This window comes from Mariprofundus ferrooxydans PV-1 (assembly GCF_000153765.1).
Classification (GTDB): domain Bacteria; phylum Pseudomonadota; class Zetaproteobacteria; order Mariprofundales; family Mariprofundaceae; genus Mariprofundus; species Mariprofundus ferrooxydans.
This window is the reverse complement of record NZ_DS022294.1, coordinates 1,186,844-1,210,262: the sequence shown is the minus strand read 5'-3', so window position 1 is coordinate 1,210,262 and position 23,419 is coordinate 1,186,844. Positions and strand designations below refer to the sequence as shown.

Annotated in this window: 21 protein-coding genes, 1 tRNA gene and 1 other RNA gene; 12 read left to right on the top strand and 11 right to left on the bottom strand. The window is 55.3% G+C overall.

The annotated features are described in order from the left end of the window. Nucleotides 1-3 precede the first annotated feature (3 nt). Both SPV1_RS14305 and SPV1_RS05500 read right to left on the bottom strand, forming a co-directional pair. The gene (locus tag SPV1_RS14305; protein ID WP_155806634.1) at nt 4-180 is read right to left on the bottom strand and encodes a hypothetical protein; all 177 of its coding nucleotides are present in this window, start codon (nt 178-180) and stop codon (nt 4-6) included. Between the two features lie 41 nt (nt 181-221). After that, nucleotides 222-1,613 carry an esterase/lipase family protein gene (locus SPV1_RS05500; RefSeq protein ID WP_009850142.1) on the bottom strand — a complete coding sequence of 464 codons (1,392 nt, stop codon included), beginning with the start codon at nt 1,611-1,613 and terminating at the stop codon, nt 222-224. 142 nt (nt 1,614-1,755) lie between these two features. Here SPV1_RS05500 and SPV1_RS05495 point away from each other — a divergent pair, with 142 nt between their 5' ends. Then, a complete protein-coding gene (locus SPV1_RS05495) occupies nt 1,756-2,400 on the top strand; it encodes a 2OG-Fe(II) oxygenase (RefSeq protein WP_009850141.1) in 645 nt (214 codons plus the stop codon). A gap of 36 nt (nt 2,401-2,436) precedes the next feature. Here the strand turns inward: SPV1_RS05495 and ppnP are convergent, their stop codons facing one another. After that, nucleotides 2,437-2,718: a pyrimidine/purine nucleoside phosphorylase gene (gene ppnP / locus SPV1_RS05490; RefSeq protein WP_009850140.1), complete on the bottom strand. Its 282-nt coding sequence runs from the start codon at nt 2,716-2,718 to the stop codon at nt 2,437-2,439. A 53-nt stretch (nt 2,719-2,771) separates the two neighbouring features. After that, nucleotides 2,772-3,437, bottom strand: coding sequence for a class I SAM-dependent methyltransferase (locus SPV1_RS05485; protein ID WP_009850139.1), 666 nt, complete (start codon nt 3,435-3,437; stop codon nt 2,772-2,774). A 103-nt stretch (nt 3,438-3,540) separates the two neighbouring features. Here SPV1_RS05485 and SPV1_RS05480 point away from each other — a divergent pair, with 103 nt between their 5' ends. Beyond that, nucleotides 3,541-4,473 carry a DMT family transporter gene (locus SPV1_RS05480; protein WP_009850138.1) on the top strand — a complete coding sequence of 311 codons (933 nt, stop codon included), beginning with the start codon at nt 3,541-3,543 and terminating at the stop codon, nt 4,471-4,473. A gap of 470 nt (nt 4,474-4,943) precedes the next feature. On the opposite strand, the gene SPV1_RS05475 is transcribed toward SPV1_RS05480, so the two are convergent. Together SPV1_RS05475 and SPV1_RS05470 are read right to left on the bottom strand one after the other, a co-directional pair. Continuing rightward, nucleotides 4,944-5,017 (bottom strand) — tRNA-Gln (locus SPV1_RS05475). Between the two features lie 103 nt (nt 5,018-5,120). Continuing rightward, nucleotides 5,121-6,098 carry a polyprenyl synthetase family protein gene (locus tag SPV1_RS05470; RefSeq protein ID WP_009850137.1) on the bottom strand — a complete coding sequence of 326 codons (978 nt, stop codon included), beginning with the start codon at nt 6,096-6,098 and terminating at the stop codon, nt 5,121-5,123. 131 nt (nt 6,099-6,229) lie between these two features. Between SPV1_RS05470 and SPV1_RS05465 the strand changes: the two genes are divergently transcribed. From SPV1_RS05465 to zwf, 5 genes are all read left to right on the top strand, one after another. Next, nucleotides 6,230-6,799: a Maf family protein gene (locus SPV1_RS05465; protein ID WP_009850136.1), complete on the top strand. Its 570-nt coding sequence runs from the start codon at nt 6,230-6,232 to the stop codon at nt 6,797-6,799. Next, the gene (locus SPV1_RS05460) at nt 6,796-8,316 is read left to right on the top strand and encodes an Rne/Rng family ribonuclease (protein WP_009850135.1); all 1,521 of its coding nucleotides are present in this window, start codon (nt 6,796-6,798) and stop codon (nt 8,314-8,316) included. Before SPV1_RS05465 ends, SPV1_RS05460 begins: the two co-directional genes overlap by 4 nt. A gap of 11 nt (nt 8,317-8,327) precedes the next feature. Next, nucleotides 8,328-9,491, top strand: a complete 1,164-nt coding sequence (gene hemW, locus SPV1_RS05455; protein WP_040881505.1) for a radical SAM family heme chaperone HemW — start codon at nt 8,328-8,330, stop codon at nt 9,489-9,491. Between the two features lie 98 nt (nt 9,492-9,589). Beyond that, nucleotides 9,590-10,627 (top strand): coproporphyrinogen III oxidase, encoded by a 1,038-nt coding sequence (locus SPV1_RS05450; RefSeq protein WP_009850133.1) that lies wholly within the window; start codon nt 9,590-9,592, stop codon nt 10,625-10,627. An 8-nt stretch (nt 10,628-10,635) separates the two neighbouring features. Next, the gene (gene zwf / locus SPV1_RS05445; protein WP_009850132.1) at nt 10,636-12,150 is read left to right on the top strand and encodes a glucose-6-phosphate dehydrogenase; all 1,515 of its coding nucleotides are present in this window, start codon (nt 10,636-10,638) and stop codon (nt 12,148-12,150) included. Between the two features lie 69 nt (nt 12,151-12,219). Here the strand turns inward: zwf and SPV1_RS05440 are convergent, their stop codons facing one another. Next, nucleotides 12,220-13,101 carry a Dyp-type peroxidase gene (locus tag SPV1_RS05440; RefSeq protein ID WP_009850131.1) on the bottom strand — a complete coding sequence of 294 codons (882 nt, stop codon included), beginning with the start codon at nt 13,099-13,101 and terminating at the stop codon, nt 12,220-12,222. A gap of 117 nt (nt 13,102-13,218) precedes the next feature. Then, the gene (locus SPV1_RS05435; protein ID WP_040881503.1) at nt 13,219-15,654 is read right to left on the bottom strand and encodes a Tex family protein; all 2,436 of its coding nucleotides are present in this window, start codon (nt 15,652-15,654) and stop codon (nt 13,219-13,221) included. A gap of 339 nt (nt 15,655-15,993) precedes the next feature. Between SPV1_RS05435 and SPV1_RS05430 the strand changes: the two genes are divergently transcribed. Next, a complete protein-coding gene (locus SPV1_RS05430; protein WP_009850129.1) occupies nt 15,994-16,707 on the top strand; it encodes a class I SAM-dependent methyltransferase in 714 nt (237 codons plus the stop codon). Nucleotides 16,708-16,765: 58 nt separating this feature from the next. Here the strand turns inward: SPV1_RS05430 and SPV1_RS05425 are convergent, their stop codons facing one another. From SPV1_RS05425 to tal, 3 genes are all read right to left on the bottom strand, one after another. Next, a complete protein-coding gene (locus tag SPV1_RS05425) occupies nt 16,766-17,434 on the bottom strand; it encodes an adenylate/guanylate cyclase domain-containing protein (protein WP_009850128.1) in 669 nt (222 codons plus the stop codon). Nucleotides 17,435-17,516: 82 nt separating this feature from the next. Further along, nucleotides 17,517-18,260: a DUF481 domain-containing protein gene (locus SPV1_RS05420; protein WP_009850127.1), complete on the bottom strand. Its 744-nt coding sequence runs from the start codon at nt 18,258-18,260 to the stop codon at nt 17,517-17,519. Between the two features lie 68 nt (nt 18,261-18,328). Next, entirely contained in the window at nt 18,329-19,285 is a 957-nt protein-coding gene (gene tal, locus SPV1_RS05415; protein ID WP_018293768.1) for a transaldolase, read from the bottom strand. A gap of 152 nt (nt 19,286-19,437) precedes the next feature. Here tal and SPV1_RS05410 point away from each other — a divergent pair, with 152 nt between their 5' ends. The 4 genes from SPV1_RS05410 to ssrS all read left to right on the top strand — a co-directional run bounded on the left by SPV1_RS05410 (nt 19,438) and on the right by ssrS (nt 23,328). Continuing rightward, nucleotides 19,438-20,613 carry a type III PLP-dependent enzyme gene (locus tag SPV1_RS05410; protein ID WP_040881682.1) on the top strand — a complete coding sequence of 392 codons (1,176 nt, stop codon included), beginning with the start codon at nt 19,438-19,440 and terminating at the stop codon, nt 20,611-20,613. Between the two features lie 178 nt (nt 20,614-20,791). Beyond that, a complete protein-coding gene (locus tag SPV1_RS14300) occupies nt 20,792-20,962 on the top strand; it encodes a hypothetical protein (protein WP_155806632.1) in 171 nt (56 codons plus the stop codon). 95 nt (nt 20,963-21,057) lie between these two features. Further along, on the top strand, nt 21,058-22,599 hold the full coding sequence (locus tag SPV1_RS05405) for a B12-binding domain-containing radical SAM protein (protein ID WP_009850123.1): 1,542 nt from the start codon (nt 21,058-21,060) through the stop codon (nt 22,597-22,599). Nucleotides 22,600-23,164: 565 nt separating this feature from the next. Then, a non-coding RNA gene (gene ssrS, locus SPV1_RS14145) (6S RNA) lies at nt 23,165-23,328 on the top strand. The last annotated feature ends 91 nt before the right edge of the window (nt 23,329-23,419 follow it).

The window sequence follows — 23,419 nt, the reverse complement described above, 5'->3', positions numbered from 1 at the left end:
TAACTATAAGCCTTTATCAAACGATAACCGCCATGCATTGCTAACAGATGAAGATGACACAACAGTGACCCGCTTAACCAGCCTGCCTGCAATATTCTCATCCCGCCATGGGCTTGCGACAAACGCGGTGAACAGCCCCTTCGTCGACCGCTTACCGCTCAGTTGGGTAGCCATCTTCATGCGCTCTCCCTGTGGTGCAGCAATACAGGCCTGGTCAGCTGTTATCCGAGCGTCCTGCCGGATGGCTTGATGCGTTTGAAGTTCGTTCTGGCAGCCGTAGCCGGGTCGAAACGGAAAACGGCCTCATCGACAAACCTGTGCAGTATGATATTCACATAAGTGGTCTGATTGGGCTTCAAAATACCTGCCGCAGCCATCCCTTCGGAGCGAAACTCGGCAGGACAATAATAGGAAAATCCGTCTGTCGGGCGGGCTACAACACGCAGACCGAACTTGCCGTCCCTGATCTCTTCCATCCTGTTGGCATCCAGGTAATAGACCAGACGACCGCTCTGGCTATTCATCTGACTGTCCTTGAAAAAGCCCTTCGGCAGTTTTTGCGGCTGGTAGTTGTTTCCGGCCAGCAGGTAGAGATCGTAGTCGCCCTCTCCGATTTGCTCCCCCTGATCATCGCAGATATTAAACACGAACATGCAAAAGCGATCCGTACCTGCCTGCTGGGAATCGGTCAACAGCTCCAGTTCAGCCGCTCTGCGCAGGTAATCGGCCGCACTCTCTACCCGGAAGCAGGCCAGAATATCCTGTACCACCGGTGCCTGATCATCATCGCCTGCAATACTGGCCATGATGCCCATCTTTTTGCCCGAATGGCTGTATCCGTTATAGACGCCCAGCGGTACCGGCTTGGACGCACGCACATCTCCGTCCGGATTCAGGGCAAGCGTTCGCGGCTGCTTGCGAATCACCTGATCCCGACTCTGCGTCAGCGACAGATAGCGGTAGTTCATATTCGCACCGGATACACGCACCACCCCATCGGAACCCGGTTCAACCAGATAATTATTGAGAAAATCATACAGGGCTTTGTCGATCCCCTGACCAATCAGGACAAAGGGATAAAATCCGTGCGCGGCATAATCATATGCAAGCGCACGCTCATTCAACTGCCACTGCCCCTCACTGCCGAGGCAGAGCCAGTCGAGAACCCGCTGGCCCGGCTCAACACCGCTGAACCATGCCTTGATACGTCCGACACGCGCCTTTCCCAACTTGGCCAGAGCGGAGCCGTGGTTGGCCGGTGCCAGCATCACCAGATGCTTCAGCGGCAAATCGTTCAGCCCCTGCTGCGCATCCGGACCATAATACTTGTCCACCCAGAAGCGCAGCACCGGACCGCCTGTGGAGTGCGTGATGCATGAAAACGGCTCAATATGTGTATCCCCGTTACCGGGCAGATCACGCAGCGCCCTGTCCATCGCTCTGGCAATATCATCCAACGTCACCTGATCATGAAAACTGATATAGCGGCCCAGGTAAATATGCCGGATATCCAGATCCATTTCAGTGCCGCCCGCTTTTGCCAGCGCTTCCGGCAGCCCGCCATACGTATTGGTATTGGTAACGCTCCATCCGTGAACAAATATGAGTTGCATACACACCTCCTCTGTATCGCATCGGAGTATAGCAAAATATTTAAGCGCTCGGCGGCGCAGGCGGGATCTGATTTCTGTTGCCGCCAATGCAACTGTGAACGATCATGCAGGCGTTTTAACAGATCTGACATCAGGGTGTGCAATGGTCCAATCGCTTTTTGCCGACAACGGCTCATCGAACAAGTTCGACCGCATCGTAGCGGACCTGATGGAAACGGGGTTATCCGTCTGTGATGATTTTGTTTCGCCGTTGCTGGTCAGCAGCATGGCGCTGGAGGCCAGAGAGCTGCAGCAATCAGGCGCCTTTCGCCATGCCCGCATCGGCCGCGGTGTATCAATGCAGCTGCGCCCGGAAATCCGCAACGACCGCATCTACTGGCTGGATACGGAAAACCCTACGGCCATACAACAGCCCTACCTGCTCGATCTGGAAACATTGCGCCAATATATCAATCGCAATCTGTTTCTGGGCCTGTTCGAGTATGAAGGCCATTTTGCGCTCTATCCACCCGGCGCATCATACGATATCCACTACGATCGATTTATCGGCGCACTCGAGCGCGTTGTCACCTGCATTCTCTATCTTAACGATAACTGGCAAGCTGAAGATGGCGGTGCCCTGAACATCCATCAGGGCCACGATGCATCCACCCTGCCACTACCGATGCAGATACTGCCGCAGGGCGGGCGCCTGGTCACCTTTATCAGCGAGCAGTTTCCGCATGAAGTCTTGCCGGCCACACGCGACCGACTGAGTCTGACCGGCTGGTTTCGCATCCGCCCATAAAAGCAGTTATATGCGCAGCCTGCGCTGCGCCGAAGCCTATTTATACAGGCAAAGGTAGGCCGTCTGCTCTTTGACGCGCACGCCGAATGACTGATTGGCTTCGACAACAAATTGTTCATCGGCATCAATACTCAGCCAGGCGTCAGAACCGGGAAGCTTCACATCCATAGCTCCGGATACAACAGACATAATCTCTTTGCTGGAGGTACCGAACTCATAGTCGCCTGCAGCCATCACGCCGATGGTGGCCGGTCCATCCGCCGTTTCAAAGGCGATCGATTTCACTTTTCCGTCAAAATACTCGTTGGTTTTAAACATAGATCATCCTCATCCATCATTTATTTCATTTCAACAGCCGTAAGCTACGGCAATCATACGTTCGCACGCCGCATGTAAATAGTGAAATCATCCTCGAGGTAGTCACAGTACAACGTGCAGTCAGACGTAATCCCCTCACAGAATGCAAGCACCTTATGTGGCTGATAGGCCACGATCTCGCCAAGCCCCGTCATATCAAGCGTACGGATATCCAGCAGATTGAACGCCACACCGAAGCGACAGAGGCTGAACATGCGCCGTATCACGCGGCGTGCATAAGCGCTGCCCTCTCCGACATCCCAGTTCAATGTGCCGGACAAAACCACCCAGTCGAAGCTTTGCGGCGCCCAGTCGAAATCAAACAGCTCGCCCTGCACCAGCCGCAGTGCCGGATTCAACTCACGCCCTTTAGCCAGAATTTCAGGCGAGATATCAAGCCCGGTATAATCGACAACCAGATCCTGACTGCGTAACCAGCAGTACAGGTCACCAAAACCGCAGCCGACATCGAGCAGTGAATCTCCGCTACGGATACCTATCCCGGCCAGCATCCCGAATCTTGCAAGCTGCTCTTCCGACGTACCCCAGTAGAGCGCCTGCGGCGCATAACCGAAATAGTCCAGACTATCACGGTGGCGCTCAATCACGGCTTGCCGTTGAGCTGCATGCATGCCCTGATACCTCTGAGCCTCTTCATCCACCGGATCAACGCTTCTCATAGCGCCACTCTACGCGGTCAGGCAGACAGACCAAACAGAGTGTTTACCTCGATCTGCTTCCGCGCCAGCCTTTCCTGATGCACTCATCCTCCGAGACTGCCATATGCAGCTGAAATCGCCCCCCTTGCCTGCGGCATGGATTGGCTTTGCTCTGCTTTCGGCAGCCAGCTTTGCCTCGATGGCCGCATGCGTGCGCATGGCCAGCATAGAGCTGCCACAGAGCGAGGTAGTATTTTTCCGTAATTTTATTGCCCTGCTCATCCTGCTGCCGCTGATGCAGCGCAATCATGTGTCGCTGAAGACAGAGCACTTTCGTTTTCACCTGCTACGCGCAGGCGCAGGGCTGACTGCCATGTACCTATACTTTTACGCCATCAATGGCCTGCCTCTGGCCGATGCGCTGCTACTCAATTACACATCGCCGATCTTTATCGCGCTGTTTGCCGTAGTGTGGCTGAAAGAGCAATGGACAATCGCTCGCCGTATTGCACTGGCCATCAGTCTGGTTGGGCTGGCTCTGCTGTTTCGTCCCTCTGCACACCTTTTTTCCCTACCCGGCCTGTTGGGCCTTGCCTCCGGTGCATTCGCGGGGCTGGCACTGACGACGGTAAAACGGCTTTCAGCCACAGAAAATCCAGTCACTATTGTTGTCTGGTTCGCGCTGATTTCATCCGCCATATCGGCACTACCAATGCTGTGGAGCTTCCAGTGGCCCGGGCATGAAGCATGGGGCTGGCTGCTGGCAGTCGGTCTGTTCGGCAGTCTCGGTCAGCTGGGCCTCACCTGGGCCTATCAGCACGCACCGATCACACAGGTATCACCACTGGGTTACTCCAGTCTGCTGTTTGCCGGTCTGATCGGTTTCTTTGCATGGCAGGAGATCCCCGGCATACCGGGGCTTGCCGGCATGCTCTGCATTGTCGTTGCCGGTATTATCGTCGCCCGCGAACGTCCAACGCCCGCCCCGCAACCGCCGAGCGGCGTGCCGGTTATTCTCACCGAGTCAGAAGGCGAGGCGCAAAAGGATCTATTGTGAATGGGCTGTGTTGATGTGGAAGCTGGATTGCCCCGAATCACATGGATGTGCACCATAAACCACTACCCTGCGAATGCGTCGAATCAAAGGACGTGAACTATTCAGGGCATCCTGCCCTTCACCCCTTCGGGGCCGCCGCTAAAGCGGCGTTGATTTAATGACAACCCTATCGCGTAGCGGGAACGCCGCTACTTGCTCCTGCCGATTTGTCGACAATGATGCAGGACAGCATCATTGCACGCGTTAGCGCCCTGTAAGGGTGGTGCATGGAGGTCGCGTTTGTCCTGCCAAGACGTTAAGAACGGGACGTGGACTATTCAGGGCATCCTGCCCTTCACCCCTTCGGGGCCGCCGCTAAAGCGGCGTTCAATCCAGCTGTCCTGCTGGATTGTCGAACCAATGGTTGAGGCCTTAGTCCCTCAGAGCCAAACATAAAAAAAGGGCCCCTTTCGGGACCCTTTTTTTATGTTTGGCTGGGGGACGTGGACTCGAACCACGATTGACGGTGTCAGAGACCGCTGTCCTACCATTAGACGATCCCCCAATCAGGAAGGCGCGCACATTAATGTCTCAATATTCATTCGTCAAATGCAAATTTCCTTCCGCCATTTCAGCCCGACTATTCAGGCCGCCTCACTGAGCTGGCTTTAGAAAGGCCTGTGCGCTGAAAAATCGGCCAGATCAGCCAGCAACCCTTTCATCTCAGGGTCGGCATGCTCAGGCAGCAGTTTTTTTGCCCGGCCGGCATACTCTCTGGCACACTGCATGGCGTATTCCGCGCCACCTTGTGCGGCTACCCGCTCGCGTACCCATTCACGATCACCCGGCTCATAGCCGCCACGTTCGGAAACAGCCTCCACCCGCTCTGCCAGCGCCTCATCGCGCTGCATGGCATGGATCAGAGGCAGGGTAATCTTCCCCTCCTCCAGATCATGACCGACAGGCTTGCCTGCATCTTCAGCTTCCGCCAGATAATCCAGTGCATCATCCATCAGCTGAAACGCGACACCCAGACACATGCCGTACTCAGCCATAGCCGCAATGGTTTGTGCCGACTGGCCGGCCACGTGAGCACCGACTTCCGTTGCCGCCTTGAACAGTACTGCTGTTTTGCGCTCGATCACTTCCAGACACTCGGCTTCCGTCATCTCCAGGTGGAAAGTGCGCGACAGCTGCAACACTTCACCTTCCGCCAGTGCATTAGTCACATCGCTCATCAGCTTGAGCATGACCATATCGCCATCGCTCACCATCATCTGAAAAGCACGCGAGAAGAGATAATCGCCAACCAACACGCTGGCCTGATTACCCCACACGCCATTGGCAGAGGGCGCGCCACGGCGCTGATCCGAGGAGTCGACCACGTCATCGTGCAACAATGATGCGGTATGGATAAATTCCACCACAACCGACAGAGGGACATGGCGCTTGCCCTGATAACCGAACAGACGCGCGGTCAGCAGGGTAAGCAGAGGCCTGAGCCGCTTGCCGCCACTGTTGACGATATAATGGCCGATAGCCGGAATCATCATGATATCCGACTGCAGGTTCTCATGGATACAGGTATCCACCAGTTGCATATCGGCCTTGCACAGCGTAACTGCTCGTTGCAGTGATGATTTCATTGATTGACTCACGGGTCGTGCATCGTAAACACGCAATCCGGATCGTCAAGTATCGGCCACGCCAACAGGCATGCGCCAGCCACATGCAAGCTGCAGGATGCATTTATCAGGCAATTGCATAACATGGGCGCATGGAAGTAATTTTGGCATCCCAATCCCCCCGCCGCCTGACCCTGCTGCAAAGTGCAGGCATGGCCGTTGAGGTGCGACCTCAACATATTGATGAGACTATCAAACATGGCGAAACGGTAAGCGAAACCGTATCACGTCTGAGCCTCAACAAGGCACAGGCATGTAGTGCGCCTGCCGATATTCCGGTCATTGCCGCTGATACACTGGTTGCCATTCACGGTACGGCCTTCGGGCAACCTGCAGACCTGGATGCAGCGAGGCATATGTTGATGCAGTTATCCGGCCAGACCCATCAGGTGCTGACCGGCGTTGCCGTCCGCCTGGGCGAACAGATATTGTGCGAACAGGTGGCAACCCGTGTGCGCTTTCGCGAGCTAAGCCGCGAGGAGATTGGCATCTATCTGGTACACAATGAGGTACTGGATAAAGCCGGCGGCTATGCCGTACAGGGCGGTGCGGCAAGCTTTATTGAAGCGATCGACGGCCCGCTCGACAACGTAATCGGTCTGCCCGTACGCACAACGATCCGCATGATTGAACAGATCAAGGCAATGGAGCATATGCAATGAGCGTGGAATTGCTGGTAAATGTCACCCCTTTCGAAACACGCGTGGCACGCATTGAAAACGGGCAGGCGGAAGAAATTTATATCGAGCGCGAACGGGGCCTGAAAGGCAACATCTATAAAGGACGGGTGCAACGCGTCCTGCCGGGCATTCAGGCGGCGTTTGTTGATATCGGCATGGATAAGGCCGGCTTTCTCTATGCCGGAGATATCGCCACCGCCAAACAACCCGCCCTCGAGTTGTCGGAAGAGATCGATCACGGTGATGACAATGAGGTCGGAGATGACTCCAGTGCCTCCAATCAGCCGCGTCGGAATGCGCCGCCGATCGCCAACCTGATCAGGGACGGGCAGGAGTTGATGGTACAGGTCTCCAGAGAACCCATTGCCTCCAAGGGACCGCGGCTGACCAGCCAGGTCGGTCTGGCCGGTCGCTATCTGGTCTATCTGCCCCATCTCCAGCACACCGGCATTGCCCGTCGTCTGGAGGATCCGGTTGAACGTGAACGTCTGCTGGCAATCGCCCATGCTATCGCACCTGAAAAGGGCGGCCTGATTATTCGCACTGTTGCCGAAGGCAAACAGGAGGCTGATATCCAGCAGGATCTTGATTACCTGCTGCGCCTGTGGGGTGATATTGAAAAACGGACCAAGAGTGCAGGCCTGGGTACGCTGATCCACAAGGAGCTGAACCTCTACCTGCGTGTCATGCGCGATTATGTCGATGCGGAAGTTGAAAAAATCCATATCGACTCCAAAGAAGCGTATGAAAGCATGAAAAAGTTTGCCCGCAGATTTATGCCGGAAGTCTCCAAACGACTCTACTATTATCCGGGCGAGCGCCCGATTTTCGATGTGTATGGCGTGGAAGAAGCCATCGAAAGCGCACTCAAGCGGCGTGTCCCCCTCAAATCCGGCGGCCACATTGTCATCGACCAGACCGAAGCCCTGATCGCCATTGATGTGAATTCAGGCTCATTTGTCGGCTCACGCAATATGGAAGAGACCGGCTTTAAAACCAACCTGGAAGCCGTACATGAAATCGTGCATCAGCTGCGCCTGCGTAACCTCGGCGGCATCATCGTCGTGGACTTCATCGATATGCAGGAGGATGAAAACAAGCAGCGGCTGATGGAAGTACTGGATGAGGCACTCAAGCGCGACAAAACCAAAACCCATATCGTCCAGCTCTCCGAGCTGGGGCTGGTGGAAATGACACGCAAGCGCACACGTGATTCACTCGGCCGCATGCTGATGAAAGAGTGCGGGCGTTGCGGCGGCATTGGTCAGGCCAAAAGCCCGACCACGATCTGTTACCAGCTCTTCCGCGAGGTGGTCGCCGAAGCACGCGCTTACCCTTGCGAAAAACTGATGGTCATAGCCCATCCCTCCATCATTGATCTGCTGCTCAGTGAGGAAAATCAGGGCGTACTGCAACTCGAAGAGTTCCTGAAGAAAGAGATTTCGCTCAAGAGCGACGAGGATTTCGCCTCCGATCACTACGAAGTAGTACTGCAGTAAGCATCCATCCGGTGACTGTTGCCAGCCCGTTACGCCTGTATGTGCATATCCCTTTCTGCGCACATAAATGTCATTACTGTGATTTTAACTCGCACGTGCGTGATGAACCGCCCTGGCAGGCCTATCAGCAGGCGTTGCTGGCCGAGCTAACACACTGGTCGGAGCACGCCCCCTTCGCCGGGCGCACACTTGCCTCGATATTTTTCGGCGGCGGCACACCGTCACTGGCTCCGCCTGCACTGATCGCAGCTGTTATAAGCGCGGCAGAGGAGCTGTTCGGGCTGACCAGCTCCTGTGAGATCACACTGGAAGCCAACCCCGGCAGCGCCGAGGCAGACAGGTTTCTGGCTTACCGGCAGGCCGGCATCAATCGCCTATCCATCGGTGTGCAGAGCCTTGATGCGGCCAAACTGCGCTGGCTGGAGCGCATTCACGGACCGGAAGAAGCCACTGCCGCCTTTCACATGGCCCGCCGTGCCGGCTTTGACAATATCAATCTCGACCTGATGTTCGGCCTGCCCGAGCAGGATCTGGATCACTGGCTGACCACACTACGCAGGGTGGTGGAACTGGCTCCCGAGCACCTCTCCTGTTACCAGCTGACAGTGGAAGCCCATACCGCACTGGCCGTCAGGCATGCGCAAGAACCCTATCCACTGCCCGACGACGAGCTGGCGCTCGCCATGCTTTTCGCCACCCGTGAGCAGCTGGCCCATGCCGGTTATCAGGCCTATGAGGTATCCAACTTCTCGCGCCCTGATCTCAAGTGCCGCCACAATGACGGCTACTGGCAATATGATGATTATATCGGCATCGGTGCAGGCGCTGCCGGCAAATGGGATGAGCCGGATCTGGGCGTCACACGCTATAGCAACACGCGTGCGCCGGAGCGCTATATCGAGACAGCCACAACCAACGGATGCGCTATTAACAGCCGCGAATCTCTGGATCACCTGCAGGCAGCCGGCGAAGCATGCTGGTTGGCCCTGCGTCGCACACAGGGAATCGATCGCGCAGCCTTCAAACAGCGTTTCGGCACTGATGCGTTCGATCTGTTTGCCGCCAATCTGCAACCGTGGCTGGATCGGGAGATGCTGAAGGTGACAGAACAATCTATTTTTCTGACCCCGGCAGGACTGCCTCTGGCCGACACCATTGCCGCCAGCGTATTGTAAGCATCCGGCACATACTCAGGCAGGATGGCTTACAGGTCATTGAACCCCGGCCCGATTCCTTCATAGTTCCATGCCCATAAAACATCGAGGTATTTACCATGCAACGCACACCCGCCACATCTGCCAGCGCAGCTCACGCACTGGATCTGGTCACTGAACTTCAAAGCCGTTTTGTGCAGGCTCTGGAAAAACTGGCGATCACCGAAGGTAGCAGTCAGCGCCTTGCGGCGGTCGAGTGGTGTCGCGATGAGGGCAAACATGGCGGCGGAGTGCGCTTTGAAACAGCCGATGGCGATCTGATCGGGCGCGGTTCGGTCAATGTTTCGCAGGTACATTACGATGATCTGCCTGAAAAGAAACTGGGTTCGGCCAACGCCATATCGACCATTATCCATCCCGTGCATCCGCTGGCCCCGTCGGTACACATCCATATCAGCTGGACCGAAATGAAAAACGGGCAGGGATACTGGCGCATGATGGCCGATCTGAATCCATCCAATGAGAATCCGGCCCACACAGCCCAGTTCTTCGCCGCCCTCAAACAGGCGGCTCCGGCGCAATTCGATGAGGCCAAAGCACAGGGCGAGCGTTACTTTTATATCCCGGCTCTCGGCCGTCATCGCGGCGTGGCCCATTTTTATCTGGAAAGCTACAGCACCAGCGATGCCGATGCGGATTACGCACTGGCCAGAAGTGTCGGCGAGGCCGCCATCGACACCTATGTCGATATCCTGAAGCAGGTGCTGCAGAGCCCTGAACAGGCCACCGATGCGCAGCAGGCGGCACAACTGGCCTACCACACACTCTATTTCTTTCAGGTACTGACACTCGATCGCGGCACCACCACCGGCCTGCTGGTTCACGACCAGAACGATGTCGGTATTATGGGCTCATTGCCGGCTTATGTGGATCGCGACCTGCTACACACGTGGGTCGATCGCATGCCTGCACCGCAGGAAAAACTGCTGGAATCACTGATCGCCGCCCTGCCGGCAACCACCCCTGCACTGGTGGACGCTCAGGTAAAAGCAAAGCTCGCAGCCGTAGTCCGCAACCATTACCGCACCTATCCGGAAGCGATCGCCATGCAGGCCTCGGGCGACAGCACTCCTCCTACCGTGAAAAACCATAGCTGAGCGATGCCATGAGCACGGTTCTACAGGCAGACCCATGTAATATCGTCATCTTTGGCGCCTCGGGTGATCTGACCCGGCGCAAGTTGCTGCCGGCGCTGGCACGCATGCATCACTGGAACCTGCTGGCACCGAACTCGCGTATTATCGGTGTCATGCGCGATCCGAGCTGGCATGCAGAGCGGTGGCAGAGCTATGTGCATGCATCACTGGAGGAGTTTCATCCCGACAGCATCAATGATGATGCCAGCTGGCAGAGCATCTCCACGATGCTGGAACTGACAATCGGTGATCTGACCGATGCATCCATGTATCAGCGCCTGCGCGAAAACATGAAAAGCTCGAACGGACGAACCAACGCCCTGTTTTACCTCGCCATACCGCCCCAGTGGTATGAATCCGCTGTATCCGCCCTGCATCAGTCGGGTTTGCTGGATGAGAGCGATGGTTTTCGCCGCATTGTCATCGAGAAGCCATTCGGCAGTGACCTGGAGAGTGCGTGCGCACTCAATCTGACATTCCGGGAATATGTCAAAGAGTCGCAGGTTTACCGTATTGACCATTATCTCGGCAAGGAGGGGGTACAGAACCTGATGGTGTTCCGCTTTGCCAACACCGTCTTCGAGCCGTTGTGGAATCGCAATTATATCGACCATGTACAGATTTCGGTTTCAGAAACGATCGGCGTGGAGTACCGGGCCGACTATTACGAAAAGGCCGGCGCACTGGTGGATATGATCCAGAGCCACCTGATTCAGGTCATGACGCTGGTGGCGATGGAGGCGCCGGTATCACTCGACGGTAATGCCATACGCGATGAAAAGGTAAAGGTGCTGAAATCCGTGCGCGCGATTCCATCCGATCAGGTAGATCGCTTTGCCGTGCGCGCCCAGTACGCCGGCGGCACCATTGACGGCAAGCGCGTGCCCGCCTATCGCGATGAGCCGGATGTTGACCCCGCCTCAACCGCCGAAACCTTTGCCGCACTGAAACTCTATATCGACAACTGGCGCTGGCAGGATGTGCCATTCCTGTTGCGTACCGGCAAACGACTGCCTGAGCGCGTTTCGGAAATCGCCATCCGCTTTAAACAACCGCCGAAGAACCTGTTTGCCCATATCAAGGAACACCTGCCGCAGAATGAACTGGTTTTCCGACTGCATCCCGAAGAGGGCATGATCTTTCTGCTTAATGCCAAACAGCCCGGATTGAACGATCAACTGCACAAGCTGGCGCTTGATGCACCATATGCAATGACCGGCTCGGACTCGCCCGAAGCTTACGAAACCCTGCTGCACGATGCTCTGCTCGGAGAGACAGCCCTGTTCTCCCGTGCCGACGAGGTGGAGGAGTCATGGCGTATCGTGGCGCCGGTGATGGAGGCATGGAAACAGCCCGGCAGCATCCGCTTCTATGAAGCCGGCAGCTCGGATATACCCGATATCGATACTATCATGGAAGGCTGTATCGGTTGCTGGCGTGATCTCTCAACCGTATATCAGCATGGATATACATCGATCTCCTGAAGCCGCAAACAACGATTAAGAATGCGGCGACGTCGGCATCATCAGGCATCTGCCTGATCAACAGCAACCTCAAAGGCCGATAGCGCGCAGGTCAAGGTGCCCGTCATACATCGGCGGACACCAGAAATAACTGCCGGTGATCGGGGTAGTAAAACTGAACAGACTGTCGACGATGCCGTCATCGGCACCGACCATGCGGCGCAGCAGCGCCTCGTAGGCATCAAACGATTTACCGAAAGCGACAAACACGAGTCCCGCCCGCTGGCCATCGGACCATGGCATTGAGCGCCTCAGGATAAAGGCTTCAGGGGTAAAATCCTCCTGAGCCGTACGCTTCACATGAGCCGAGTCCGGCGCATCTGCGATCTCTTCGTTGGATTCCCTGCAACGGCCTATAGTATAGTCTTGGTTGGTTGCAGACATCGCATCGAACCGGCCCAGATCATGTAACCATTGCTGCACCGCCACGAAGCTGGAGCCATCCATACCGACCTTTCCACTGCTCATGACAGCCGCTTCGACTGCATCCCCATCCACCGGGTTTTCAGTGCCGTCCTCGTAGCCGGTAAGATCGCGGCCGATATCGTATTTGAATACATCGATGCTCTGATCCAGCTGCAAGGCGGGTACCAGAATCCGTTCGATCCGGCGTGCACGATGCAGCAGCTCACCCCGATCTGCACCGCGCAGCCAGCACCACAGAGCAGCAGGCGTCGAGGGCACGGCAAAACCCGCTCCGGCAACGGGCGGAAAGAGGCGCAGGTCGGGCACATCGTGGCCGAGCGCAAGCACCAGCGACTGGCCGAGCCCGACGACCGTCGCCTCACCGTCGGCTATCTCGCGCAACGACTCTAATGCCGGGATCAGATCTCCACCCGGCATGATAGAAAACAGCAGATGCCGTCCGACTTGCGGCACATCTGCCAATATTCCCCGTTGCACCTTGTTCATATCTTTCTCCGTATCGCCCGCTGTTCCTGATCAGCTGTGTGAGTATAGACCAAGTGAGGCGGCCGGACCAACAAACCCGTTCGGGATGGCTGCCCCGAAGCTGAAACGATCCTTTCGTTACTTCTTACTCATCGCTTTGGCAAAAGCTGCCGCCAGTGCATTTTTCGGCTGACTCTTCTGTGTCGCCAACCGCTCTTTCACCTGATCTTTTGGTGTCTTCGGCGCACTCGGGCGCGCTTTATGTATATCCGACCTGCCACCATGCGCCTTGTTCGCCTGCGCTTTGCCTGCTGCGCGGGACTTCTCCGGATGCTGTTTTTTCCCCCGACGTTTTTCTGCCGGTTTAGCAGCGGCAGCCTCCGGCTTCTCCGCTTTCGCACCCGGCACATCATCCATACGCATGGTCAAAGAGATGCGCTTGCGCCTGGCATCCACCTCCAGCACCTTCACCTGTACCACTTCTCCTGTTTTCACGACCTTGCGCGGATCATCGATAAACTGATGCGTCAAAGCGGAGATATGTACCAGTCCGTCCTGATGCACGCCGATATCAACAAATGCGCCGAAGTTGGCCACATTGGTCACGACCCCCTCCAGAATCATGCCTTCGCGCAGGTCACGCAGCTCTTTAACACCCGCCTTGAATTTAGCCGTACGGAACGCCGGACGCGGATCGCGACCCGGCTTTTCAAACTCCAGCAGAATATCGGATACGGTGATTTCGCCGAAACGCTCATCGGCAAAATCTCCCGCCTTCAGCTGCTGCAGAAACTCACGGTTGCCCATCAACTCTTTCACCGGCTTGCCGGTAGCGGCCACTATCTTTTCCACCACAGGATAGGCTTCCGGATGTACAGCCGATGCGTCCAGCGGGTTGTCCCCTTTCATAATACGCAGAAACCCGGCCGCCTGCTCAAAACTCTTCGGCCCGATACCCTGTACCTTGAGAATTTGCTGACGATTATGAAAGCTGCCCTGCGTATCGCGGCAACTGACAATATTTTCAGCCACCGAACGACTGAGTCCTGCCACATGCGCCAGCAACGCTGCTGAAGCTGTATTGATATCGACCCCGACATGATTCACGCAGTCTTCCACCACACCATCGAGCATGCGTGCGAGCGCTGTCTGATTCACATCATGCTGATACTGGCCGACACCAATCGACTTCGGTTCGATCTTCACCAGTTCCGCCAGCGGATCCTGCAAGCGCCGGGCAATGGAAACAGCACCGCGCAACGACACATCCAGACCGGGAAACTCTTTGGCAGCCGTCTCTGAAGCCGAATAGACCGATGCACCTGCTTCGGAAACCATCACCTGTGTGAGATGCAACTGGGCAAAGCGTTCGCGCAACTCCTTCACCAGCGCCTCGGTTTCGCGTGAACCTGTACCATTACCGATAGCGACCAGATCCACATGATGTTTGTCGGCCAGCACGGCCAGAGCTGCAATCGCTTCATCCCAGCGTTTGGCCGGCACATGCGGATAGATCGTTGCGGTATCAAGCAACTTGCCTGTTGCATCGACTACCGCCACCTTCACACCTGTACGCAGTCCCGGGTCCAGCCCCATGGTCGTACGCGGGCCGGCCGGTGCCGCAAGCAGCAGATCGCGCAGATTATGGGCAAACACCCTGATCGCCTCATCTTCGGCCTGTTGCCGCAGTCCGTTAAAGAGGTCCAGCTCCAGCCGCTTGTGCAGCTTTTGCGTCCAGGCTGCGTGCACGCTCTCCAGCAGCCATTTATCAGCAGGCCTGCCGCGCCCGGCAATGCTGAAATGACGGGCCAGCATCGCTTCACAGTGCCCCATCCCCGAAGCGTCCGGCACTTCATTGCCTTCCTGCACTCTGATACTGAGCACGCCTTCATTACGCCCGCGAAACAGGGCCAGTGCACGGTGAGACGGTATCCGTTTCAGCTGCTCGCTGTAGTCGAAATAATCGGCAAATTTACTCCCCTCTTCCGCCTTGCCGCGCAGCACAGAGCTGATAAGCAGCGCATGTTTGCCCAGATAGTCGCGCAAGCGCCCGATCAGATCGGCATCCTCGCCGAATTGCTCCATCAGAATCTGGCGCGCTCCCTCAAGCGCTGCATCAACGCTGTCGATACCATGCTCGCTGCTGATGAATGTGGCAGCCAGCGCCTCCGGCTGCTGCGTCGGATCAGCCAGCAGGCTATGGGCCAGCGGTTCCAGTCCTGCTTCGCGCGCCATCTGCGCTCTGGTTCGGCGTTTCGGTTTAAAGGGGAGGTAGATATCTTCCAGCCGTGCCATGGTTTCTGCGGTAACAATGGCATGCTCCAGCGCAGGGGTCAGTTTTTCCTGATCTCTTATCGATTTCAGAATAACCGAGCGACGCGACTCCAGATCCCGCAAATAAGTGAGACGCTGATCCAGATAACGTAATTGCGTATCATCCAGTCCACCGGTTGCCTCTTTACGATAGCGGGCAACAAAAGGCACGGTAGCCCCGCCATCCAGCAACGCAATCGCTGCCGCAGTCTGCCGCTCATTCACGTTTAACTCTTTTGCGATACGCAGTTCAATTCGCATATATGCTCCTGCAACGGGTGAATAGATAGCCTTCGCATGCACCCGAAGTCGGCGGCAGTTTATAGCCTGCTTTTCAGAAAGAAACGGGAAACAAAAATGGCCCCGACATACATCGGGGCCACCTATGATTCTCTTGAGGAGGAGAATTCAGTCCGGAGGGATCGGAGGGAGGGGAGGGAGGGTGACCCGCTCCGGACAGGACGTACATTGCAGTCGATATGTGAGACCTCCGTGAACCGACTATGAAGATAATTTTATTCTGAGCCCATGTCGAATCGAGCATCTTCACCGGCACATAATCAGTTGCCTGCGAGCACAGGTACTCCTAACCTCCTGTCCATGATGAAACTCTCCGATCCCTCTATTACCCGCACATCTCCCGAGCGGGAGATCTACAACGAATTGCTGCAACTTGATGGCAAAAGTATTCTGGAGCTGGGCTGCGGCAAAGCCGAAATCACCCGCGCCATCGCTACCGAAGGCAATGACCGCCAGATCATCGCGCTGGAAGTCGATGAAATTCAGCACCGCAATCACCTGGCCATCGATGATCTGCCCAATGTCGAATTCATCATGGCCGGTGCAGAAGAGATTCCGTGTGCGGATAACAGTATTGATGTCGTATTCATGTTCAAATCACTGCATCATGTACCGCTGGAGCTGATGGACAGGGCATTGCTGGAAATCCGTCGCGTACTGAAGCCCGGCGGTTATGCCTATATTTCCGAGCCTGTATATGCCGGTGACTTCAACGACCTGCTGAAGATGTTTCATGACGAAGAGCAGGTGCGTCTGGCCGCTTTTGAGGCCATTAAACGTGCTGTCGATTCGGAGGTGATGTCGCTGGAGCAACAGTGCTTTTTCAACTCACCGATGCATTTCAGCGATTTTGCCGATTTCGAGAAAAAGGTGCTCAAGGTAACGCACACCGATCACCGATTGTCCGATGAACTTCATGCACAGGTGAAACAGCGGTTTGCCCTCCACATGGGAGAAAACGGCGCTGATTTTCAGATGCCGATCCGCATCGACCTGCTGCGCAAACAGACCTGAGCACGCCTCAGGAGAGCGACACACCGGGTCGCTCGAGCCTCCGCGTGAAGCCCAGGCTCTAGGCTGATTTATCTGCGTCGTCGTCTGATTCTGCGCGTACTTCGTAGATGCCGACCGGGTGTTTTTTTCCTTTAAACATCTGAGGCCTCAGAAATGAGCAATACTTCTGCCTGCTGGCCGGCGACATGTCCTCAAACACACTCTCGGTCACCAGAGCCTGAAACGGCTTGGCGATACCGCACAGCCGCGCAGCCGTATTGGCGACATCACCGACGACCGTGTACTCCCAGCGCATGGCATCACCCAGCACGCCAAACATAATCTTGCCACTATTAATGCCGAAACCAATCCGGCAAGGCAGCAGTGCCCCCTCATGCTCAGGCAGCACCCGGAGCAATTCAGCCGCACATGCCACGGCCCGCTCACTTTTCCCTTCACCCGAAAAACAGGCCAGCAGACCATCGCCGAGAAACTTGTTGACGCTACCGCCATAGGCATGAACGCTTTTCACCTGCAGGGCAATACTGGCATTGATCGAAGCATACACCTCCCTCGGCTCAAACCGTTCCGCCAGCTCGGTAAAATCGCGCATATCGCTGAACAAAATGGTCATATCCTGCTCCAGCGCCAGATTATGAGGAAAGTCAGAGCCATATTCTGCAATCAACTCCACCGTCTCGCTCGGCAAAAACATTTGAATCGGCAGTGTCGAATGATTGCTGTGCATGTAAACTCCTGAGTTCCCCGAACAGGTGAAAAATTGAGCAATAGCTATGCCAACTCCGACTCCCAACACCCCAACATATGCATCAGAATGCGTATGCCAGGCCGGTCTTGTAGCTGATATCCGTCGGCCTGACCCCTGCCGGAGGGCGGGAGTCATGCGCCATCTCCAGTGAAAGCCGCAGATCAAGCCCGGCGCTTAGCGTGACACTCACAGCCGCATCGTCAAGCAGGCGGAAATCAGCAGGATACCGCCATGCAGGCTGATAATAAACGGTATTCTGCAGCCGTACATGATCATTGATGGCGAAATGCAGGCCCAAATAGGCATTGCCACGCCAGAGCCGGGTAGCCGGCGCATTGCTGCCTCGCAAGGATTCGCGCTCGAAAAAAGAGCCCAGGCCGACATGCAACTGCCAGCCTTCCGCCTGACTGGACCAGCGCAGGCCTCCGCCGAGCAGCGTACGCAGCTTCAGACGTGCAAATTCATTCTGCTGCGCCTGCGCAAACGCTTCAACATCCCACGAATCGTTGAGTGCATAACGATGGCGCAGATGGACAAACGCCTCATTAGTGTCCCGCACCCCGCGGCTTTTGCCATAGGCATAGCTGCCAACCAGCATCTCGGTATTTGATCCATGCCGCCATAACAACCGGCCGCTACCTTCTCCGTTAATTTTGGCACTGTTGCCGGAGTTGCCATTCAGCGAAAACCCGACCTTGCCGGCCGTGCCATCCTCGTGAATGGAGAGGTCGAGATCCTCGGCATTGATAATCGCCAACGCCTGAGACGGGGCAAGAAAGAGTAGAATAAAAATAAGAAAAGGCATGGGCAAACCCTAGCCGGGCTCCCGGCCTTTGACCAAGAACCCTCTGGCCAGGATGCCGGTGAGTCGGCCTAGTCTGCCAGACGAGCTTTAAGCAGCGCCTCCAGCTTACGCTGATCGGTCGTGAAATTACGAATACCTTCGGACAGTTTTTCGGTGGCCATGGCATCTTCATTGAGGTGCCAGCGGAATTCAGCTTCTCGCATCGGAGACTCCCGCGCCTGGCAGCCCCCATCATCCGCCAGCATACGCTCCACCGATTCACAGGAAGCATCCAGTTGCTGCATCAGGGCAGGACTGATCGTCAACCGGTCGCAGCCGGCCAGCGCCAGAATTTCGCCGATATTGCGAAAGCTCGCTCCCATGACCTCGGTCGCATAGCCGTGACTCTTGTAATAGCGGTAGATCTGTTGCACCGATAACACGCCCGGATCCTCCGCTGCCGCATAATCCTGTCCGTTTTCAGCCTTGAACCAATCCATAATACGACCGACAAAGGGGGAAATCAGAAACACCCCGGCATCGGCTGCGACGCGCGCCTGAGCCATGGAAAACATCAACGTCAGGTTGCAATTGATGCCTTCGCGCTCCAGCTGCTCGGCAGCACGAATCCCCTCCCAGGTTGAAGCAATCTTGATCAGAATCCGTTCTGTACCAACGCCACGACCGGCATAGAGGTCAATCAGCTTGTGAACGCGGGCCATCGTAGCTTCGCCATCGAAAGAGAGACGGGAATCCACCTCGGTAGAAATACGACCGGGAACAATATCCAGCACCTCGCGCCCGACCATTACCGCTAGCATATCGGCAGCATCCTCAAGCAGGCGGGAACCATGACCGCCCTGCCCCTTGGCCCATGTTACCGCTTCATCGAGAAAATGGGCATATTCGGGCTGGCTTACTGCCTTGAGCAGCAGTGACGGGTTGGTTGTAGCATCAACAGGCCGCCACTGGCGAATGGCCTCAATATCGCCGGTGTCCGCGACAACGGTTGTCATCCCGCGCAACTGTTCGAGTCTTGTCTGCATAGTTTCCTCCTGCATTCCGGCTGATCAATGTTGAGGTATCAGCAATTAAATGTATCGTCGGAGTATAGCAGGTCAGTAACAGGATGTGTCCGCCATCGATTATTTTCACCCGGCATATTGCTTCGCCTGCAAGCAAGGATAATAATCGCCGCATGCAATCAGATATCGTTCGTATTGAAGATTATTACAACCCGGAATATTTTTCCGATATCAAGACGTTTGCGGATAGCCGGGAGACACCGTTTGTGGTGTTAGACCGCCGCATCATCAATGAGCACTACAGTGAGCTTGTCGATAATTTCCCCTACGCCAAAATCTACTATGCCATCAAGGCCAATCCGGACGTGGAAATACTGAGCCTGCTGCGTGATCGTGGCGCCTGCTTTGATGTGGCCTCCACCTATGAGCTGGACAAGGTGCTCGGGCTCGGCGTTTCACCCGATCGCTGCAGCTACGGTAATACCATCAAGAAATGCAAAGACATCCGCTATTTCTATGCAAAGGGCATCCGGCTGTTTGCCAGCGATGCAGAGGCCGATTTGCGCAATATCGCTCGTGAAGCCCCCGGAGCAAAAGTCTATATCCGCCTGCTCACCGAAGGCAGCCACACCGCCGACTGGCCGCTGTCGCGCAAATTCGGTTGTCAGACCGATATGGCGACCAACCTGCTGATACTGGCCAAAGAGTTGGGATTGGAGCCTTACGGCGTGTCATTTCATGTCGGCTCCCAGCAACGCGATATCGGCGCGTGGGACGCTGCCATCGACAAGGTCAAAGCCATCTTCGACTGGCTTAAAACAGAGTGTGACATTCAACTGAAGATGATCAACATGGGCGGCGGCTTCCCGGCCAACTACCTGACCCGCACCAATGATCTGCCCACCTATGCAAAAGAGATAACCCATTACCTGCATGACGACTTCGGCGATGATATGCCCGAGATCATTCTCGAGCCGGGCCGCTCACTCTGCGCCAATGCCGGCGTACTGGTCAGTGAGGTGGTACTGATTTCGCGCAAAACCACGACCTCGCTGCATCGCTGGGTCTATACCGATGTCGGCATGTTTTCAGGCCTGATCGAAACGCTGGGCGAAGCCATCAAATACCCGATCTACACGGACAGGAGCGGCGAGCGCGAAGAGAGTGTGATTGCAGGCCCCAGCTGCGACAGTGCCGACATCATGTACGAAGATCACAAGTACGGACTCCCGAATAGTCTGGAGATCGGCGACCGCCTCTACTGGTTTTCAACCGGCGCCTACACCACCAGCTACAGCGCTATCGAATTCAACGGTTTCCCGCCACTGAAGCAGTACGTCATCGGATAACCAGAAACAGAAGTGTTGATACACAGACAGGCTCGGAACCGACTTTCTGATTCAGCCCCGCACCTGAACGCCCGGACCCGCAATTAAACACTCACCGTAAACTGTCGATATATGAAGTATATGCTGATGATCAGCAGTATATCTGAACCAGGGATGGTGTACTATGTGTGGATATGGATTGAACTTCGAGATGAACCTGTATGGCCCCTACTACTCCGAGCAGCAGGCACAATTCGCCCGCTCTCTTTTCGCCACCAAATATCCGAACTTGGCAGCATACTGCTCCATCGTGAAAATCGACCTGAATTCAAAGCGCGTAAAGCTGATTGATCCGCGCCTGTTGCATTAACCCTTCGACAAACAGACCTGAATAGAACCTCAACCGGAGCGCTCGCGACATCAGCATTTCGTAATCCGGCCATAAACACGTAGCCTTGGCGGATCATGCCAGAAAACCGCCATCACATCCTGCTAACCACGCTCAATGCACGCTATTCACACAGTGCAATCGGCCTGCGATATATATTTGCCAATATGCGCGAACTCCAACCTGAGAGTGCAATCCGTGAGTTCACCATCAACGACAATATCCAGGATATCGCCGAGCAACTGCTGGCTGCACAACCGAAGGTGATCGGGATTGGCGTTTATATCTGGAATGCCTGCGAATGCGCAGAGCTGGTACAACTGATCAAACAGATATCGCCGCAGACCATCGTGGTGCTCGGAGGCCCTGAGGTCAGCTATCTGCCGCTACGTTTGAATTTTGATGCGGCGGACTACATTGTGCAGGGCGAAGGCGATGCGGCCTTTTATGATCTGGCCAAGGCACTACTGGGTGACCTGCCCCCACAGCAGCGCACCATTCAGGCGCCGATGCCCGACCTCAATACCATTGAGTTGCCCTATGATTATTATACGGATGCCGACGTGGCCAACCGTTACATCTATGTGGAAGCCTCACGAGGTTGTCCTTTCCTGTGCGAGTTCTGCCTCTCTTCGATAGACAAAAAGGTGCGCAATATCGATACCGAACAATTGCTGCTCGCACTCGACAAGCTCTATCAACGAGGCGTGCGCAGCTTCAAGTTTATCGACCGCACCTTCAACCTCAATGTGAAAATCGCCAGCCGGTTGCTTGATTTTTTCCTCGAGAGACAACCCTGCTTTGTCCATTTCGAGGTCATTCCCGACCACTTCCCGGATGCGCTGAAGGAGCGCATCGCCCGATTTCCTGCCGCAGCTCTGCAATTGGAAATCGGCATCCAGACACTGAACACGGAGGTTGCCGATCGTATTCATCGCAACCTGAAGATGGATAAAATCAAAGAGAACATCCGCTTTCTCGAAGAGGAGAGCTCGGCACATATGCATCTGGATCTGATTGTCGGACTGCCCGGTGAAACACTGGACAGCTTCGGTGACAACCTCAATCGCCTGTGCACGATGGCCAACTCGGAAATCCAGATCGGCATTCTGAAAAAACTCTCCGGCACCAGTCTGCACCGACACGATGATGAGTTCGGCATGATCTATTCGCCAAAACCGCCCTATGATATCCTGAAGAATGATCTGTTGAGCTTTGTCGACATCCAGCAAATGAAGCGCTTCTCACGCTTCTGGAACCTCTATTACAACAGCGGCAACTTTAAACAGAGTATCGGCCTGCTCTGGCCGGCAGGTGACGTCTATGAGCAGTTTGGCGCCTTCTCACTCTGGGTATACCAGCAAACTCAAAGCACCTGGCAGATATCGCTGGACCGGCTGACTGCTCTGCTGTTCGATTACCTGTGTGACAAACGGGGGTGCAACAGGGGTGACGTTGCGGCTCTGCTAATTGAAGATACCATGAAGCTGAAAGGGCGGAAAATGCCGAAGTGCCTGCAACCATTTGCATATGAGCGCAGCCCGGAGCCGTTACAATCAGCTACCGGTCACAACAAGCGCCAGATCCGACATGCCCGGGTAGAGCAAAACGGTCTGTAGTCGGAAGACTGCCCTAAGAACAGAAGAGCCTGCCGGGAAATGCGTATATTGGCCGCTTTCCCTCACAACGGTTCCATGTTCTCGGACAGCCTTCTGGCCGCACGCCATGCCCGATCGAGGCAAACTGTCGCACCATACTGACATTTGCTCTGGCCACTTTTAAATTTTTCAACTATAAAGATCGTGCAGCATGCCCGGCATGAAAATCAGACCTCTTCTGATAACAGTTCCGAGTATCCGCGCCTATACTCAGGCAAACATAAATATAGGAACGCAAGGCTTTGACCTCACTGAGAGGATGAGTGCGCCATCATGGAATGGCGCAAATGTTTCAGAGCTACCTGTCCAGGAGAGCCCCATGGCAAAAACCTGCCCTGCATGTGGAAGCGCGTTAAAAAAAAGAGTACACCGAAGATGGTGGATGCGACTGGTACCATTATCCAGGCGTTATCGCTGTGTGATATGCGACTACCGATACCTGGTCTTTTTCGACAAATCCGGCTCGGAACATGACTGCCATCAATAACACTTGCACAACACCTGCCGCAGGAGTAATATTAACCCAGTTTCACTGGCGTTGTGGCTTATAAATCGGGGCCGATGTCATCTGAACGGGAGTTTCTCTATCCAGGCTGTGTGAGTCCCTCTGTGGGAAACCTGATGTCTGGATGCAACGCCCACCTTGTCATAAAGGGTTCAGTATTTATAGGCCACAACGCCAGTGAAATTCATCAACACCGTCAACAAAGACCTGCCCTACCTCCCCGGCAGGTCTTTTGCATGCATCTCTCCGCCAATGATCCAGAATAAACCCTTTCTT